We start from the raw sequence: 17633 nt of genomic DNA, 5'->3' as shown, positions 1-17633 counted from the left end.
CCCGGTCTCAGCGCGAAGCTTTAAGATGTGCTGAATTTAACTTACTCAGCGAGAAAAAGGGCTTATTATATTATTAGACTGGTCGCTGAGAACAGGACGGATTGCTTCGCTTCACTCGCAATGACAGACGTTAGTAATTCGTTTTGCCGCGCTTGATGAACTGGCCGTAGCCTTTGGCGACTTTGGTTTCGCCGGCGTCCACGGCCACTTTTCCGCGCAGCAGCACCGTGTCAATCTTGCCGGTCAGCTCCCAGCCTTCGTAGGCCGAATAGTCGACGTTCATGTGGTGGGTGTTGGCCGAAATGGTGTGCTGTTTATTTGGGTCAAATACCGCCAAATCCGCGTCGGCGCCAATGCCGATGGTGCCTTTGCGAGGGAACATGCCGAAGATTTTGGCCGCGTTGGTCGACGTCACCTCCACGAATTTTTGGAGCGTGATTTTGCCCTTGTTCACGCCCTCCGAAAACAACAGCTCCATGCGGTGCTCGATGGCGGGGTGGCCGTTGGGAATCTTCGAAAAGTCGTCCTTGCCCATCAGCTTCTGCTCCCACATGAAGGGGCAATGGTCGGTGCCCACCACGTTCACCAGCCCTTGGTTGAGACCGGCCCACAGCGTGGCTTGGTCTTTCTTCTGGCGCAGCGGCGGCGACATTACCACTTTGGCCCCGTTGGCCTCGTCCTCGTACAGCGAGGCGTCCAGCAGCAAGTATTGAATGCAGGTCTCGACCAGCACGCGCTGGTTGCGCTCGGTGGCTCGGCGCACTTGGTTGAGCGCGCCCTCGCAGGTGAGGTGCACGATGTAGGCATTCACGCCCGTGTAGTTGGCAATGTCAGCGAAGCGGCCAGAGGCTTCGGCTTCGGTCACTTCCGGCTGGGAGAGGTAGTGGTAAAGCGGCGTGAGCTTACCCTGAGCCCGGTGCTGGGCAATGAGCGTATCAATCATGTCGCCGTTGGTAGCGTGGGCCGTCACGAGGCCGCCGTGCTGCTTCACTTCCTGCATCAGGCCCACCATTTCCGCGTCGTCAATCATGAGCGCGCCTTTGTAGGCCATGAAGGTTTTGAAGGAGGTAATGCCCTCGGCAATCATCTCCTTGATTTCCTCCTTGGTGCTAGGGTTGAAATCCGTCACGGCCATGTGGAAGCTGTAGTCGCCCACGGCGTTGCCGGTGGCGCGGCCCCTCCATTCTTCAAAGGCGGCGCGCAATGAATTCCCCTGCTTTTGCAGAATGAAATCGATGACCATAGTAGTTCCGCCATGCAGCGCGGCGCGGGTACCGGTTTCATAAGTATCGGAGCTGAACGTGCCCATAAAAGGCATTTCCAAATGCACGTGCGGGTCGATGCCGCCGGGCACCACAATTTTGCCGGTGCAGTCAATCACCTCCGCTCCTTCCGCCGACAAATTGCGGCCGATGGACGCGATGGCTTCGCCCTCAATCAGGATATCACAGATGGCGTCCGAGTCGGCGGTGACGACGCGGCCGTTTTTGAGAAGAATAGGCATATAAAGAAAGTAGCGCGGACTTTCAGTCCGCGTCCCTACACAATTAGTAGCGGTTCGATTTGCGTCTGTCGCGGACTAAAAGTCCGCGCTACTGTTTAGTACACGTGCTTATCGGCGATGCTGATGGCCTCCGAAATGATGGCCAGTCCCTCATCGATTTCGTCCTTCGTGATGTTCAGCGGCGGGCAGATGAAAATGTAGCTCCAGCGCACGAAGGTGTACATGCCCAACTCGCGGATTTTGGCAGCTACTTGGTTCATCACGGCCATTTGGTCGTTGGTGGCGTTCCAGGGGGCCATGGGCTCTTTGGTGTCACGGTTCTTCACGAGCTCCAGGCAGCCGAAGAGGCCGGTGTTGCGCCAGTCGCCGATGCTAGGGTGCTCGCCCATAAGGTCGCAAATGCGGGCGTCCATGTACTTGCCCATTTCCACCGTGTTTTGGAGCAGGTTGTCTTCCTCGTAAATGTCGAGCACGGCCACGGCGGCGGCACAGGACACCGGGTGCGCCGAGTAAGTCAGGCCCAATGGCAGGGGCTTGTCGTCGAATGACTTGGCGATTTTTTCGTCCACCATCACGGCGCCCAGCGGCAGGTAGCCGGCGGTGATGCCCTTGGCCATGCACATGATGTCGACTTTCACGCCGTGGTGGTCGGAGCCAAACCACTTGCCGGTGCGGCCGAAGCCACTCATCACTTCGTCGGCCACCAGCAGGATGCCGTGTTTGTCGCAGATTTCGCGGATGCGCGCCCAGTAGCCAGGCGGGTACTTGATGCAGCCCGACGTGCCCGACTCCCCTTCCATAATAATGGCCGCCACGCTGCCAGGGTTTTCGTAACCGATGATGCGCTCCATAGCGTCGGCGGCGCGCTGGGCACACTGCTCGGGTGTCTCGGAGTACCAGGGGCAGCGGTAGAAGTACGGGTTCTCGACGTGCACCACGTTGGGCATGGCCTGACTATCCACGGCAAAGCGGCGAGGGTCGCCGCCGGCGCTCATGGCGCCGTAGCTGGCCCCGTGAAACGACTGGTACAGCGTTACAATCTTGTGGCGGCCGGTGTACACCCGCGCCAGCTTGATGGCATTTTCAATTGCCTCGGCCCCGCCCAACGTGAAGAAGGCTTTAGTGAGGTTCGGGGCGGTGATTTCGGCCAGCTTCTTACCCAAGTCGCCGCGGGCCTTGGTAATCATGCCGGGGTACACGTAGCTCAGCTCGCGCATTTGGGCGGCCACGGCTTCGGTCACACGCTGGTCGCCGTGTCCGATGTTCACGTTCATCAGCTGCGACGAGAAGTCGATGTAGCGCTTGCCGTCCCGGTCCCACAGGTACACACCTTCAGCCCGCTCCGCGTTGATGGGGTTCAGGCCCGTTTGCTTCGACCACGAAAAGAGCGTGTGGTCAAGGTTGTCGTGCAGGATTTGGTCTTTGTCGAGGTCGAAGGTGGTTTCCATATCGTTGGTTCTGTTTGAACGTCATGCTGAGCATAGCCGAGGCAGATTGCTCGCTGTCATCAAGGGCATCACTGACCGCTCCAGTTTTGTAAATCTATTGGGTGCCAGCTAGGAGTAAGCGTGTTAATAAGAAATTCTTTTTTGGGGCGAGCCCAGTTTTTGATTTGCTTTTCCCTGGCAATTGCCTGCTTCGCATCGGGACTAGTTTCGAAATAGACTAGCAGATTGCATTGATAGCGGCCACTGAAATTTCCCGCTTGGCCCAGTCCCTTGCTATGCTCATAAAGTCGGCATTCTAGATTGTTAGTAACGCCAGTGTATAGTACTGTTCGGGTTGGGTTGGTGAGAATGTAAACGTAGAAACTCATATTTGAACGTCATGCCGAGCGCAGCCGAGGCATCTCGCTCGCCTCGTTGAACGATTGGAATTACTGCCACACGCGAGATGCCTCGGCTGCGCTCGGCATGACGGCTTTCTTACTGACTGTCTCCTAGCTCATCCAGTTCACGCGGGACTCAGGGTTCCACTTCGTGGTGGTCTTCTTGAGTTGCGTCCAGAATTCAATCGAGCTTTTGCCGGTGATGTCGCAGGCGCCAAATTTCGACTCATTCCAGCCGCCAAAGGAGAAGGGCTCGCGAGGCACAGGCACGCCGATGTTTACGCCTATCATGCCGGCGTTGGCGTGGTCCATGACGTAGCGGGCGCTGCTGCCGCTGCTGGTGAAGACGGCCGCCGCGTTGCCGTAGGGGTTGGCGTTTTCGATGGCCAGGGCCTCGTCCAGGGTGTTGGTGCGCATGATGGCGAGCACCGGGCCGAAGACTTCTTCCTGGGCGATGCGCATGTCGGGCGTCACGTAGTCGATGACGGTGGCGCCCACGTAGTAGCCGTCTTCGTGGCCGGGCACCACGGCGTTGCGGCCGTCGAGCAAGACTTTGGCACCAGCGGCTTCGGCCTCAGTAATGTGCTTTTCAATGCGCTCCTTGGCTTCTTTGCTGATGACGGAGCCGAGGTTCTGGCCGGCAACAATCTTGCGCGCCTCTTCCACGATTTTGGCCACAATGCCATCAACCGGGCCCACACCGACCATGGTGGAGCCGGCCATGCAGCGCTGCCCCGCGCAGCCCGACATGCTGGCGGCCACATTCGAGGCCGTCATTTCGGGGTGGGCGTCGGGCAGTACCATGAGGTGGTTTTTGGCACCGCCCAGGGCCACGCAGCGCTTCAGGTTGCTGGTGGCGCGGATGTAAACGACTTTGGCAATTTTGGTCGAACCCACGAAGCTCACGGCCTGGATATCGGGGTGGTCGCAGATGGCTTCCACGATTTCGCGGTCGCCGTTCACCACGTTCAGCACGCCGTCGGGCAGGCCGGCTTCCTTCAGTAGTTCGGCGATTTTTATGGCGCTCAGGGGCACTTGCTCCGAGGGCTTCAGAATCATGGTGTTGCCCAGCACGATGGCGTTTGGGATGGTCCAATGGGGCACCATGTTGGGGAAGTTGAACGGGGCGATGCTGGCCACCACGCCCAGCGGCTTGCGCTCGGCCCGAGCTTCCACGCCCTTGCTCACTTCCAGAAATTCGCCCTGGATGAGCTGCGGCATGGAGCAGGCAAACTCGGTCAGCTCGATGGCTTTTTCGACTTCGGCGCGGGCTTCGTCCAGGGTCTTGCCGTTCTCTTCGCGCACTAGGTCGGCCAGGGCTTTCATGTCGCGCTCCAGCAAGGTTTTGTAGCGGTAGAAGATTTGCACCCGCTCTTTGATGGGCGTGGTCGACCAGTCGGGAAAGGCGGCTTTCGCGGCCTGCACAGTGGCGTCCAGAGCGGCGGCGTTGCTCAAGGGGACGGCAGAAATCACGGCTCCGGTGAGGGGGCTGAACACTTCCATCGTCGCCGGGCTGGCTTCGTCTAGCGATTTGCCCGCAACGTAGTTTTGGATGGCTGGATACTTAAGCGTCTGGACTCCCATATTACCTTAATGTTAAGCGGATTGCAAGCTAGTGTTTTTGCGACAAACGCGGTACAGTGGTTTGCAATTAATCTTTTTTTTCGTAAAAGCTCTGAATCTCACGGCCTGCCGCTTGCAGGTCGTTGCGCGATTTAGCAATTGCCGAGCGCCTTCGCACAATTAGCCCACTTCGTAAAGCGCCATTTACTTCTGCTACTGGTATGGTTTCTAAGGGCAAGGGGCACGCCGTGGTTTTCGTGAACATTCTGCTCTGAATAGTGCTAAGTTGCAGAAAGAATGCAGCGGCCCGTTTATTCCTGCTGCTGCATTCGGGCACTCCACACTTACCCGCCAACATGCTGAAATACTACGCCATGCTGCTGACTTTACTGGCAGCTATTTCCGGTCACGCCCAAACCAAGTCCAACCTGGCCTACTACCTCCCGCAAACGGTGACCTACAACCCGGCCATTCCGACGCCCGCTTCGGTGCTGGGTTTTGAGGTGGGCGAATGGCACGCCAGCCACGACCAGTTGGTGATGTACATGCGGGCCGTGGACGCCGCTTCCGACCGCGTGACCGTCACGGAATATGCCCGCACGCACGAGCACCGGCCCCTGCTGCTGCTCACCATTACCTCGCCGGAAAACCAACGCAACATCGTTCAAATCAAGGCCGACCACCACAAGCTCACCGACCCGGCTGTATCGGGCCAGATGGACGTGAGCAAGATGCCGGCCGTGTTCTGGATGGGCTACAGCGTGCACGGCAACGAGCCCAGCGGCACCAACGCCTCGCTGCTGGCCGTGTATTACCTGGCCGCCGCCCAGGGCCCGGCCATCGACGAGGTACTGCGCAACACCGTGATATTGGTGGACCCGAGCATCAACCCCGACGGCATGACGCGCTTTTCGGGCTGGGTGAATTCGCGCCGCAGCACCAACCTGGTGACCGACCCCGCCAATGTGGAGCAAAACGAGGCTTGGCCCGGCGGCCGCTTCAACCACTACTGGTTCGACCTGAACCGCGACTGGCTGCCGCTGCAGCACCCCGAGTCGCGCGGGCGCCTCAAGCAATTCCACGACTGGAAGCCCAACCTGCTGACTGACCACCACGAGATGGGCACCAACTCGACGTTCTTTTTCCAGCCCGGCGTGCCCTCGCGCAAGCACCCGCTCACGCCGGAGCGCAACTTCGAGCTGACCCAAAAAATCGGCGCTTACCACGCCAAAGCCCTGGATAAGATTGGCTCGCTCTATTTCACGGAGGAGAATTACGACGACTTTTACTACGGAAAGGGCTCGACCTACCCCGACGTGAACGGAGCCGTGGGCATCCTGTTTGAGCAGGCCAGCTCGCGCGGCCACGCCCAGGAAAGCCCGAACGGCGTGGTGCGCTTCCCGTTCACCATCCGCAACCAAGTTACCACCACGCTGTCGTCCATTGAAGCCGTGCAGGCCTTGCGGGTGAACATGCTGAACTACCAGCGCGAGTTTTACCAGAAAGCGGCCCGCGAAGCCAAGGACCAGAACGTGCGCGCCTATGTGTTTGGGGCCGCGCAAGACCCGGCCCGTTCCTACGAGTTGGCCCGCATCATCCGCCAGCACCAGATTGCGGTGTACCGGCCCAAAAGCGCCCTCAAGCTTGACGGGCGCACCTTCGCCCCCGCCGACACCTACGTGGTGCCCACCGACCAGCCCCAGTTCCGCCTCATTCAAGCCATGTTTGAGGAACGCAGCACCTTCAAGGACAGCATTTTCTACGACATCTCGGCCTGGACCCTGCCCCGCGCTTTTGGCCTCGACATGGCCACCGTGACCAAAGCGCCAGCCGGCGGCCTGCTGGGCCAGCGCGTCGACAGCGTGAGCTTTCCCGTCGGCAAAGTATCAGGCGATAAAACGTCGTACGCTTACGCCTTTAGCTGGCACGGCTATTATGCGCCGAGGGCTTTGAACGCCCTGCTGGCCCGCAAGCTGGTGGTGAAGGTGGCCACCGAACCCTTCTACATCGGGGAGCGGCAGATGGACTACGGCAGCATTTTGGTGCCGGTGGGCGTGCAAACCGTGCCGGCCGACACCGTTTATGCCCTCATGCAGCGTGTGGCCGCCGCCAACGGACTCGACGTGGTGGGCATCAGCACCGGGCTGTCGCCGCGCGGTCTGAAGCTGGGCAGCGTGAATTTCGTGAACCTGAAGAAGCCGGAAATCATGCTGCTGGCCGGCACCGGCGTGAGCCCCACCGACGTGGGCGAGTCGTGGCACCTGCTCGACCAACGCTTCGGCATGACGCCCAGCTTGGTGGCGCCCGAAACCCTGGACCGCGTGAACCTGGACCGCTACACCGTTATCGTGGCTTCGGATGGCAGCTACAATGGCATCTCCTCCTCCGCCCGTGAGAAACTGCGGGCCTGGGTACAGCGTGGCAACACCCTGCTGGCCCTGGGCAAAGCCACCAAGTGGCTGGCCGATAACGGGCTCTCGACCGCCAAATTCAAAGCCAGCGGCCCCACTCCCACCGCCCCCGAAACTGCCACCGCACCGGGCGCTACCCCGGCCGCGGCACCGACGGTAGCGCCGGCTCCGGTGGCAGCGCCCACGGCTCGTTCGCGCCGGCCCGGCGTGGTGACTCCGGCTGCGCCTCGCACAGGCCCGCTGCCCCAACGGCCCTACGTGGGAATGCGCAACACGGCCAGCGCCCAAGAAATCACCGGTGCCATCTTCCACGCTCGCCTCGACCTCACGCATCCATTGGGCTACGGCTACGACAACCCTGACGTGTTCCTGTTCCGCGACCACACGGTGTTCATGGAGCGCTCGGCCAGCCCCTACGCCAACCCGCTGATGTACACGCCCCGGCCGCTGGCCAGCGGCTTCATCTCCAAGCCTAACGAGCTTAAGCTGCGCGGCACGGCTGCCGTCGACGTGGCCGATGTCGGCGCCGGACGCATCATTTCCATGGTCGACAACCCCAACTTCCGGGCCTTCTGGTACGGCACCAACAAGCTGTTTTTGAACAGCATTTTCTTTGGGCCGCTCATGCGGGCCACGCCAGCGGCGGTCACGGAAGAATAACCTGTGGCGTTGACCAGTCGGTGCCGGGCAATGGATGCTCTAGCGTTTCCGAATTGGCGTGCCTCGGTACTGATTTCTGAAAATTGAAACGGTTTGGTAATTAAGGAAAGCTACTTCCTTGACAGACCAGCGTAGCTAACCCTGGTTTAGACTTGGGTACAGGTGAAAATAGGCAAGCCGGTTGGCGGCGACGGAGGCACTACTGCTTCTGTCGCTGCCAACCGGCTTTTCGCATTTGAGTCTTCTGTTTACTTGGAAGTATAACGCTACTATCCTGGCTTCATAATGCCACACAGTCAACGGTATGGGCATTTTCAACCGCTTATTTCAAAGATTAATATTCAATAAATTGAATTTATATATTTTATCAATACATTTGGTCTACTAACCGCTGGTTTGCTCCTGGTCGCCCCAACCATTCTGCCTCAGCTGCGGGTGGGCTTGGGGTTGGATTAACGTCACAATTTCTATCAGGGTCGAGGCTGCTGAGGCGGCGACACTCCCCTGCTACATCGCCGGTCAACTTCCGCAGTCGCCGCTCCAGGCGCTGCTTCCGCCGCCCGGGCCACTTGGCTTTTTGCCGCCGCTGGCCCCCGCTCATTGTGCCACATTCACCCCCAACCCCACACCTACCAACCTATGAAAAAGCCAAATTCCCCCAAAACACCAGACGCGGCCTCAGCCTCCGGGCAGAGCTTTCTAATCGAAATGAAAGCGCCGAACACCGAGCCCATGATGGGCGCGACGCTGCGGGCCAGCTCCGTGGCCTTAGCTGAGGGTTTTGAAATTGACCCCACCTTTGTGCCCATCCCGGTGCGGCCTTCCAACACGCAGCGCATGGCCATGCTGGCCGCCAGCGAAGACAACCAACACGTGGTGGTGCGCACCACGCTCACTGACCGGCAGCTCGCCGCGGCCAAAGCCAACCCCGATGTCATCGAAATTTGGTCGGACCCCGTCATTGAGCCCATCGCCTGTCCCATTCCGCCCTGCGACTGCAGCCCCAGCACGCCCAAAGGCACCATGGCCGACGTGGCCAACTACCTCGGCGTGAACCAAATTTGGGCCAAGGGCAAGCGCGGCGAAAGCATCGTGGTGGGCGTGGTCGACGGCGGCATTACGGCCACGGGCCGGGCCCTGGCCACGGGCGAGGCGCCGGCCCGCACCATCGGCAACGTGATTGGGGGCTGGCCCACGGCCACCTGGGGCACCCGCGGCAAGTCGTGGGGCTACCACGGCAACATGTGCTCGACCGACGTGCTGGGCATGGCCCCCAACTGCCGCATTTACGACCTGCGCATTTCGGACCCCAACTCCAACGGCGGGCTGCTCTCCAATGCCTTGGCGGCCTTTCAGTGGGCCATCGACCAGCACAACGCCAACGGCACGCCCCACATCCTGACCAACAGCTGGGGCATTTTCAACGCCGCCGGGGCCGCCGACTACGTGAGCAACCCCAACCACCCGTTCACCCGCAAAGTGGTGGAAGCCATCGACGAGGGCATCATTGTGCTGTTTGCAGCCGGCAACTGCGGCGACACCTGCCCCGACAACCGCTGCACCACCAGCGGACCGGGCCAGAGCATTTGGGGCGCCAACGGCCACCCCCGCGTGATAACCGTGGGCGCCGTGAACAAGGACGAGCAGTTTGTGGGCTACAGCAGCCAGGGCCCCGCCGCGCTCGACCCGCACAAGCCGGACTTCTGCAGCATCACGCACTTCACGGGCTATTTCAATTCCGACAGCGGCACCTCGGCGGCCACGCCCATCGCGGCTGGCGTGTGCGCCCTGCTGAAGCAAGCCAAGCCCGCGGCCACCCACAACAGCATCAAGGCCGCCCTCATTGCCACGGCCAAGAACATTGGCGTGCCGGGCTGGGACCAGCACTCCGGAGCCGGCATCATCGGGGGCAAGCGGGCGTACGACCGCCTCGTGGGCGTGATTAAAATCAAAGACCTGAAGGACGGCAAGCTGGAGAAAATTGAAGTAAAAGAGCTAAAAGCCGAGAAAGTCGAGATAAAGGAACGCAAGCAGGAGAAGCTGGAGGTGAAGGAGAAGAACGAAATCCCGGAAGGCAAGGGCATTAAGGACATTCGCGACAACGTGCAAAAGCCGCGGGAGCTACCCATTCCCATTCCGGGGCCCATTCGCCAACCCATCAGCCTGGGGCAGGGCGGCATGGGCGCGGGCGGCTATGACTTAGAAACCCGCCTGGCGAGCCTAGAGGCCTACGTGGAGTCGCTGGCCACGTTCATCAGCCCCGAGATGCGACCGGACCTAAGCGAGGGGGCGCTGGCCAACGAAGGCGACCTGCAAGCCGGCCAGGACGTGGCCGAGCAGCTCACCAAGGAGGCCAACGACGCCATGATGAACAAGATGAACTACGACAACTCGGCCCGCTAACGGCGGCCCCGGCTTGGGTATGATTCTGATTCTTTGCCATCTGCACGACGCCGAGGCGGCCTGGTTGTGCCAACGCCTGCGGCAGCTTGCGCCGGCCACCGAAGTCCGGCTGGTGAGCGCCGAAGAGCTGCTGTATGCCCGCGGCGTGCGGCACACCTTGGGCCGCGCGCCGGCCAGCTTCGCCCTCACGCTGCAAAACGGCCAGCACGTGGCGGGCAAGGATGTAACGGTGCTCATCAACCGCCTGTGTTACCTGGACCCGGTCCTCTGGCAGCAGCGCGACGCCAAGCAGTACCAGTACGTAATGCAGGAGCTGAATGCCCTGTACCTGAGCATACTGCACTCCCTGCCCGCCGAGCGGCTGTATAACCCGCCCACCGCCGTGGCCTTGGGCGGGCGCACCTTGGCCCCCGCCGAATGGCAGCTGCTGGCGGCGCGGGTGGGGCTGTCCATCGCCGCCGGCTGGCCCCCGCCCCCCGACCAAGTGCCCGCGCCACCGGAGGCCCGGGTGCTGGTGCTTGACGACGAATTGTTGGGAACGGTGCCCGCCGGCATTGCCCCCGAAGCCTGCCGGGAGCTGGCCCGGCAAGCCGACGTGCGGCTGCTGGAGCTGCACTTCACGCGGCAGGGCGCGGAGTATGTGGTGGTGGGCGCGACCACGCTGGCCGCTCTGCACTGCTACGGCGACGCGCTGGTTCGCCACTTCTTATCGGTTTCCACCACTTTACCACTACCCGCCGATGGTCCTGATATGGGGAATACCCAGCGAGTCGCCCGTGCAGCGCTTGCTGGAGGAGTTGGATAGCCTGGGGGCGCCCTACGTGGCCGTAAACCAGCGGCACTTTGCCGAAACCGACCTGACCTTGACGCTGGGGCCGGAGGGCGTGCTGGGCGGCACGCTCACCTACCAGCAGCGCCCCTACCCGCTGGCCGACATGCACGGCTTGTACGTGCGGCTGGTCGACGACGAGGTGCTGCCCGAATTCCAACGCCTGGCCCCCCACGACCCGCTGCGGGCCCACGCCCGGCAGCTCATCCAACACCTGAGCTTGTGGGCCGAATGGTCGGGGGCGCGCACCGTGAACCGGCTGGCCGCCATGGCCTCGAACAACTCCAAGCCCTACCAGGCGCAGTTCATCCAACGGCACGGTTTTCTGACCCCGGAAACGCTTATCACCAACGACCCGGACGCGGCCACGACGTTTTGCGAGCACCACGCGGGCCGCGTCATCTACAAGTCCATTAGTGGGGTGCGCTCCATTGTGCAGGCCTGGGACCCGGCCGCCGACCTGGCCAACCTGGGGCGCATTCGCCACTGCCCCACCCAGTTTCAGGAGCAGGTGCCGGGGTTTGACGTGCGGGTCCACGTCATTGGTGAGTTGACATTGGCCATCCGCATTGCGGCCGACGCCACCGACTACCGCTACGCCATGCAGCAAACCGGCGCCGCGGCCACGCTCACCGCCTACGACCTTGACCCCGAAGTGGCCGCCAACTGCGTGGCGTTGTCGCAGGCCCTGGAGCTCGACTTCTCGGGCATCGACCTGCGCTTTGCGCCGAATGGGGACGTGTACTGCTTCGAAGTAAATCCGTGCCCCGGCTACACGTACTACGAAGCCCACACCGGCCAGCCCATTGCCGCCCGCCTGGCCGAGTACCTGACGGAGGACGACGCGTACTACCGCCGCATCTGGAACGTATAAGTCCTTCACCCACCCGCAGCCATCATGCCCCAAGTCACATTTTCTTTGACCAAGCGCGAGCCCGAAACCGGCCGCGAGCTCCACGCCCGCACGCAGGCCGACCTGGGCCAGGCCGAGCTGGAAGCGCTTATCACAGAGCTGAAAGCGCACGGTAATTCCGACATGGGCGACTACGCGGCCATATACATTGCCCCGGAGGACTACACGCTGGAAGTCAACGGCGAAAGTATCCCGCTGAAGCCCCAGTTTTTCCCTCCCGAGTACGGCTACATCATCAACCAGCTGACGCAAGACCTGAAGTAGCCAGCAGCGCCATTGTCATTTGAGACGCCTGATTCCCGGCGGCTGGCCGTTCCAACTGGAGTGGCTTGCTGCCGGTTTTTTTGTTGGTATCTTTTTCATAATTAGCCCAAGTTGCGAAGTAGTTTGGTGAGCCCCAGGGGGGCGGCATGTGGGTAGAAGAGGCCGTAACGGGTTGGGTTGATAAAGCCCCAGGGGGGCGACACTTGCGCGAACGAATGTCGCCCCCCTGGGGCTCTGCCGTGCTTGACTGCCGGATGGTCTACCGACATGCCGCCCCCTGGGGCTGGCCAAGGTACTTCGCAACTTGGGTAAAGGTGAGGTGGTCTAATTACGCTGGACAGTTTAGGGCATTAAGTTGAAGAAGTTGTTGGTGAGTGTGATAAGGAGTTTGATAACTGATGCTGGAGTGCAGGCGCTCGTGATTATAGTAGTCAACATAGTCCGCGACGCGCGTCTGCGCGTCGGTCAGGTCGGCAAAAACGGGCCGCTCGCGGAGTTCGAGCACCTCTGTTTTCAGGCGTGAGCACAGGCTCTCGGCTTGAGCATTGTCGTAGCCGTCGCCACGTCGGCTCTGCGAGCGCACGGCGTGGTGGTCGTGGAGCAGTTGGCGGTAGGCATTGCCGCAATACTGCCCGCCGCGGTCGGAGTGGATTACCAGGCCGGGTGTCGGCGATTGCGCCAAAAAAGCGCGTTGCAAGGCGGTAGCAATCAGCTTTTCGGGCATCGTGGCCATTACGTGCCAGCCCACTACCTGCTTGCTGACCATATCCTGGTACGCGCACGGGTAAGCCCATTCGCCGTTGGCCAGCGGTAAGTAGGCGATGTCGCTGGCCCAAACTTGGTTCGCCTGCGTCGGCTTGGGCTGGTTGAGCAGTCGGTTCGGGGCGCAACGCAGTTCGTGGGCGGAGTCAGTCGTGCGGGGCGTAAAGGCCTTGGGTTGGAGCGCGTGCAGGCCCCGACGGCGCATGGCCACGCGCAGGCGCTGACGACCAACGCGGTGGCCCTTACGGCGCAGGGCAGCCGGCGGGTGCCATAGCGGCGTTGATGGCGGCCGAAAACGTTCACCAGCGCGGCTTCCCAAGCGGGCTCGCCTTGCGCTACAACTTGCTGTTGAGCCTGTTGCCAGGCGTAGTGCCCACTGGTTGGCACGCCTAACACCTGGCAAAGCAGGCGCACCGGGTGCTGGCCCCGCTGCGCTTCGATAAAACGATGGCGGCTCGTGGGGGGTCGGTCGCTGAGAAGATGGCAATGGCTTTTTTTAAAATGTCCAGCTCTTGCGCCTGCCGCCGCGCCAAGGCCCGCAGCTGACGCAACTCGGCCGCTGTCGCCGGGTCCAGCTCCGCCCCGCGGGCCGCCGCGACGGGCGTGAGCGCTTCCTTTTGCCACTTGTAGAGCAACTTGGGGCTGATATTCAACGCGCGAGCGGCCGCTTGGGTCGAGCGGCTTTCGCTGGACAGGCGCAACGCTTCGGCGCGGAAGGCGGCGTCATAACGCCGACGGTTGGCGGGTTGGGGGCTGTCTTTCATGACATTCGAAAGATAAGACCCTATTCTGTCCAGATTTCCCCGACCACCTCAATCTACCCCGATACGACGCTGTCTTTAACAACAATCGATGCCGGAATTCTGCTGTTTAAGCGTCTCAATTAGTCTAGTTGCGGCATCCGGGAATGCCTTATCTTGGTCGATGAAATGGCCCTCTTCGGTCGATGAAACACGGCCAGGGTTTCTGCACGGGCTTACTTTGAGGACATATTCCCAACTTTTCCCATACCTGGGGAGTTTAGGCCGCTTGGAACGGAGCAGGACCGTGCGGTAGCGTACCTACAGAGCGTTTATCATGTGGATAGTTAGACTAGCATTGGCAAGGCCGTACACCTTCGTGGTGATGGCCTTGCTCATTTTGGTGGGAGGAGGGCTCACCATTCAGCGGATGGCGGTGGACATTTTTCCCGAGATTCCTATTCCGGTGGTGGGCGTGGTGTGGGGCTACTCCGGCATCTCGCCCGAGGAGATGAACCAGCGCATCATCATCCCGGTGGAGCGGGCCATTACCACCACCGTGAACAACGTGGAGCACCAGGAAAGTCAAAGCCTGAAGGGCGTGGGCCTGATTAAGGTGTTTTTCCAGCCCGGCACCAACCCCGACGCCGGCGTGGCCCAGCTCACGGCCATCACCCAGACGCTGCTGCGGGTGCTGCCGCCGGGCATCACGCCACCGCTCATCATCCGGTACTCGGCCTCCAACGTGCCCATTGCCCAAACCTCGCTCAGCAGCGAGACGCTGGGCGAGTCGGACTTGTTTGACGCGGCCAATGCCTTCATCCGGCCGGGCCTGGCGGTGGTGCAGGGCGCGTCGGTGCTGCTGCCGAATGGCGGCAAGCCCAAGCAGATTATGGTGGACCTCGACCCCGACAAGCTGGCCGGCAAGGGCCTGAGCGGCAACGACGTGGTGGCTGCCCTGCTAGCCCAGAACGTCATCATTCCGGCCGGCTCGGCCAAGATTGGCGACCGGGAATACGACGTAAAGCTCAACTCCAGCCCCGAGGCCATTGCCACGCTCAACGACTTGCCCATCAAGACGGTGGACGGAACAGCGGTGTACATCCGCGACGTGGCGTTTGTGCACGAAGGCGCGGCCGTGCAAACCAACATTGTGCGCCAGAACGGCCGCCGCACCGCCATCATCCCCATCCTGAAAAGCGGCGCGGCCAGCACGCTCGACGTCATCGACAAAATCAAGCAGGCGCTGCCCAACATTCAAGCCAACGCGCCGCCCGGCCTAGATATTAAGCTGTTGTTCGACCAGTCGTTCTTTGTACGCGCCAGCATCAAAGGCGTCATCATTGAAGCCTGCATCGCGGCGGCCCTCACGGCGCTCATGATTCTGCTGTTTTTGGGGTCGTGGCGGTCCACGCTCATCATCGCGACCAGCATTCCGTTGTCCATTCTGGTCAGCATCATTGTGATGAACATGCTGGGCCAAACCCTGAACATCATGACCCTGGGCGGGCTCTCGCTCGCGGTGGGCATTCTGGTGGACGATGCTACGGTGGAAATTGAGAACATTCACCGGAACATGGGCATGAAGAAGCTGCTCAAACGCAGCATTCTGGACGGTGCGCAGCAGATTGCCACGCCGGCCTTGGTGGCCACGCTGGCCATTTGCATCGTATTTGTGCCGGTGTTTTTTCTGGGCGGGGTGGCGTCGGCCATTTTCGCGCCGCTGGCCACGGCCGTAATATTCGCTATGCTGGCTTCCTACATTCTGAGCCGGACGCTGGTGCCCACCCTGGTGATGTACCTGCTGCGCAAGGAGTTGCCTATTTACCATGCCCAGGAAGAGCCAGACCTGCCCAGCCAGCACGTGCGCAACGGCCAGCCCGTGAGCCAAGTGGAGCGCGACCTGGAGCGTATTCGGCGCGAGCAATTCGAGAAAGCTCACCCCAGCGGCTCGCCCGAAGAAGAGGCCGAAGACGAAATAACCGACGAGGAACGAAAGTCGGCCGAAGGCATCACTCGAAGCTGGGTGTGGAAGGTGCACAAGGGTTTTGAGCACCACTTCGAAAAATTCCGGGCCGGCTACGGCCGGGCCCTGGCCTGGGCGCTGGGCAACCGGCCCAAGGTGGTGGTGGCCTTCTCGGTGCTGTTCGTGGGGTCGCTGGGCCTGTTCCCGCTCATCGGCCAGAACTTCTTCCCCACCGTGGACGCCGGCCTGCTGCGCCTGCACGTGCGGGTGCCCACCGGCACGCGGGTGGAGGAAACGGAAGTCCGCTTCCGGGAAGTGGAGAAGGTGATTCGCAGCGTAATTCCGGCCGAGGAACTGGACCTGGTGCTGGACAACATCGGGCTGCCCGTGATTCCCATCAACCTGCTGCTGAGCGACAACCCCACCATCGGGGCCGGCGACGGCGAAATCCTGGTGAGCATGAAGGAGGAACACGGCCCCACGGCGGAATACATGAACGAAATCCGCCGCCGCCTGCACAAGGAGCAGCCCGACCTGACGGTGTTCTTCCAGCCGGCCGACATCGTGAACCAAACCCTGAACTTCGGTCTCCCCGCTCCTATCGACATCCAAGTCATTGGCCGCGACAAGGCCGCCAACCAGCGCATTGCCGGCGAGTTGCGCGCCAAAATCAACAAGGTGCCGGGCGTGGTCGATGCCTTCATCTACCAGGCCTTCGACCAACCGCAGCTGCGCGTCGACATCGACCGGGTGCGGGCTCAGCAAGCGGGCCTGGCCCAGCGCGACATTGCCAACAACGTGCTGGTGAGCCTGTCGTCGAGCACCCAAACCAGTCCCAACCAGTGGCTGAATCCCACCACCGGCGTGAACTATACCGTGGCCGTGCAAACGCCGCCCCGGGCCCTGTCCACGCTCGATGAAGTCGGCAACATCGGCCTGACCAGCCCCACCCAAGGCCAGGCGCAACTGCTGAGCAACTTCGCCACCGTGCGCCGCACCCAAACCACGGCCGTGGCGTCGGACTACAACATCCAGCGCACCGTGGACCTCTACGCCAGCGTGAGCGGCCGCGACCTGGGCGGCGTGGCCAAGGACGTGCGCCAGATTCTGGCCGAAACCGAAAAGACCCTCCCCAAAGGCACCACGCTGGCCCTGCGCGGGCAGGCCGACTCCATGCGCACTTCCTTCGCGGGCCTGGGCCTGGGCTTGGCCGGCGCCATTGTGCTGGTGTACCTGCTCATGGTCGTCAATTTCCAGAGCTGGATTGACCCGCTCATCATCATCATGGCCCTACCGGGGGCGCTGGCGGGCATCCTGTGGATGCTATTCGTGACCCAGACCACGCTGAGCGTGCCCGCGCTGATGGGCGCCATCATGTGTATTGGGGTGGCCACAGCCAACAGCATTCTGCTGGTCACGTTCGCCAACGAGCGCCGGGAAGAAGAGCCCGACCTTTCCCCCCTCGACGCGGCGTTGGACGCTGGTTTCACTCGCCTGCGCCCCGTGCTGATGACGGCCCTGGCCATGATAATTGGCCTGCTGCCTATGTCGTTGGGCATGGGCGAAGGCGGGGAGCAGAACGCCCCGTTGGGCCGCGCCGTGATTGGTGGACTGATGCTGGCCACCGTGACCACGCTCTTTTTCGTGCCCATCATGTTTTCGTATTTGAAAAAGCCTGCGCCCGTGCGGAATGCAACGGCTTAGATTATAAAGAAAAAATAACACTAAGACCGTCATGCTGAGCGCAGCCGAAGCATCTCTACTGCGAGAGTAACTGATTACTACTGCGG

At 61.4% G+C, this 17633-nt stretch carries 12 protein-coding genes; 6 read left to right on the top strand and 6 right to left on the bottom strand.

What is annotated here, in order from left to right:
• Window positions 1–130 precede the first annotated feature (130 nt).
• From hydA to VF629_RS22310, 4 genes are all read right to left on the bottom strand, one after another.
• A complete protein-coding gene (hydA, locus tag VF629_RS22325; protein WP_331060723.1) occupies window positions 131–1504 on the bottom strand; it encodes a dihydropyrimidinase in 1374 nt (457 codons plus the stop codon).
• 95 nt (window positions 1505–1599) lie between these two features.
• Complete coding sequence (locus tag VF629_RS22320; protein ID WP_331060722.1) at window positions 1600–2952, bottom strand: aminotransferase class III-fold pyridoxal phosphate-dependent enzyme; 1353 nt, start codon at window positions 2950–2952, stop codon at window positions 1600–1602.
• Window positions 2953–3020: 68 nt separating this feature from the next.
• The gene (locus VF629_RS22315) at window positions 3021–3320 is read right to left on the bottom strand and encodes a GIY-YIG nuclease family protein (protein ID WP_331060721.1); all 300 of its coding nucleotides are present in this window, start codon (window positions 3318–3320) and stop codon (window positions 3021–3023) included.
• A gap of 123 nt (window positions 3321–3443) precedes the next feature.
• Complete coding sequence (locus tag VF629_RS22310) at window positions 3444–4916, bottom strand: CoA-acylating methylmalonate-semialdehyde dehydrogenase (protein ID WP_331060720.1); 1473 nt, start codon at window positions 4914–4916, stop codon at window positions 3444–3446.
• A gap of 335 nt (window positions 4917–5251) precedes the next feature.
• Between VF629_RS22310 and VF629_RS22305 the strand changes: the two genes are divergently transcribed.
• The 5 genes from VF629_RS22305 (at window position 5252) to VF629_RS22285 (ending at window position 12375) form a co-directional block, all read left to right on the top strand.
• Window positions 5252–7966: a M14 family metallopeptidase gene (locus VF629_RS22305; RefSeq protein ID WP_331060719.1), complete on the top strand. Its 2715-nt coding sequence runs from the start codon at window positions 5252–5254 to the stop codon at window positions 7964–7966.
• Window positions 7967–8605: 639 nt separating this feature from the next.
• The gene (locus tag VF629_RS22300; protein ID WP_331060718.1) at window positions 8606–10369 is read left to right on the top strand and encodes a S8/S53 family peptidase; all 1764 of its coding nucleotides are present in this window, start codon (window positions 8606–8608) and stop codon (window positions 10367–10369) included.
• Between the two features lie 19 nt (window positions 10370–10388).
• The gene (locus VF629_RS22295) at window positions 10389–11174 is read left to right on the top strand and encodes a hypothetical protein (RefSeq protein WP_331060717.1); all 786 of its coding nucleotides are present in this window, start codon (window positions 10389–10391) and stop codon (window positions 11172–11174) included.
• Entirely contained in the window at window positions 11110–12072 is a 963-nt protein-coding gene (locus tag VF629_RS22290; RefSeq protein WP_331060716.1) for a hypothetical protein, read from the top strand. The genes VF629_RS22295 and VF629_RS22290 overlap by 65 nt, the downstream gene beginning before the upstream one ends.
• A 24-nt stretch (window positions 12073–12096) precedes the next feature.
• Window positions 12097–12375, top strand: coding sequence for a hypothetical protein (locus VF629_RS22285; RefSeq protein ID WP_331060715.1), 279 nt, complete (start codon window positions 12097–12099; stop codon window positions 12373–12375).
• A 328-nt stretch (window positions 12376–12703) separates the two neighbouring features.
• Here VF629_RS22285 and VF629_RS22280 read toward each other — a convergent pair whose 3' ends face one another.
• Both VF629_RS22280 and VF629_RS22275 read right to left on the bottom strand, forming a co-directional pair.
• Window positions 12704–13456 carry an IS3 family transposase gene (locus VF629_RS22280; protein ID WP_331060714.1) on the bottom strand — a complete coding sequence of 251 codons (753 nt, stop codon included), beginning with the start codon at window positions 13454–13456 and terminating at the stop codon, window positions 12704–12706.
• A 70-nt stretch (window positions 13457–13526) separates the two neighbouring features.
• Entirely contained in the window at window positions 13527–13901 is a 375-nt protein-coding gene (locus tag VF629_RS22275; RefSeq protein ID WP_331060713.1) for a transposase, read from the bottom strand.
• Window positions 13902–14214: 313 nt separating this feature from the next.
• Here VF629_RS22275 and VF629_RS22270 point away from each other — a divergent pair, with 313 nt between their 5' ends.
• On the top strand, window positions 14215–17547 hold the full coding sequence (locus VF629_RS22270; protein WP_331060712.1) for an efflux RND transporter permease subunit: 3333 nt from the start codon (window positions 14215–14217) through the stop codon (window positions 17545–17547).
• Window positions 17548–17633 lie beyond the last annotated feature (86 nt).

This window comes from Hymenobacter sp., from assembly GCF_036388155.1.
In the GTDB taxonomy this organism is placed as follows: domain Bacteria; phylum Bacteroidota; class Bacteroidia; order Cytophagales; family Hymenobacteraceae; genus Hymenobacter.
The sequence above is the reverse complement of the archived record's forward strand: the minus strand, read 5'-3'. Positions and strand labels throughout refer to the sequence as shown.

What these genes read in the sequence shown, in the direction of transcription:
- hydA (WP_331060723.1), bottom strand. Translation starts at nt 1,504, where the DNA reads ATGCCTATTCTTCTCAAAAACGGCCGCGTCGTCACCGCCGACTCGGAC.
- VF629_RS22320 (WP_331060722.1), bottom strand. Translation starts at nt 2,952, where the DNA reads ATGGAAACCACCTTCGACCTCGACAAAGACCAAATCCTGCACGACAAC.
- VF629_RS22315 (WP_331060721.1), bottom strand. Translation starts at nt 3,320, where the DNA reads ATGAGTTTCTACGTTTACATTCTCACCAACCCAACCCGAACAGTACTA.
- VF629_RS22310 (WP_331060720.1), bottom strand. Translation starts at nt 4,916, where the DNA reads ATGGGAGTCCAGACGCTTAAGTATCCAGCCATCCAAAACTACGTTGCG.
- VF629_RS22305 (WP_331060719.1), top strand. Translation starts at nt 5,252, where the DNA reads ATGCTGAAATACTACGCCATGCTGCTGACTTTACTGGCAGCTATTTCC.
- VF629_RS22300 (WP_331060718.1), top strand. Translation starts at nt 8,606, where the DNA reads ATGAAAAAGCCAAATTCCCCCAAAACACCAGACGCGGCCTCAGCCTCC.
- VF629_RS22295 (WP_331060717.1), top strand. Translation starts at nt 10,389, where the DNA reads ATGATTCTGATTCTTTGCCATCTGCACGACGCCGAGGCGGCCTGGTTG.
- VF629_RS22290 (WP_331060716.1), top strand. Translation starts at nt 11,110, where the DNA reads ATGGTCCTGATATGGGGAATACCCAGCGAGTCGCCCGTGCAGCGCTTG.
- VF629_RS22285 (WP_331060715.1), top strand. Translation starts at nt 12,097, where the DNA reads ATGCCCCAAGTCACATTTTCTTTGACCAAGCGCGAGCCCGAAACCGGC.
- VF629_RS22275 (WP_331060713.1), bottom strand. Translation starts at nt 13,901, where the DNA reads ATGAAAGACAGCCCCCAACCCGCCAACCGTCGGCGTTATGACGCCGCC.
- VF629_RS22270 (WP_331060712.1), top strand. Translation starts at nt 14,215, where the DNA reads ATGTGGATAGTTAGACTAGCATTGGCAAGGCCGTACACCTTCGTGGTG.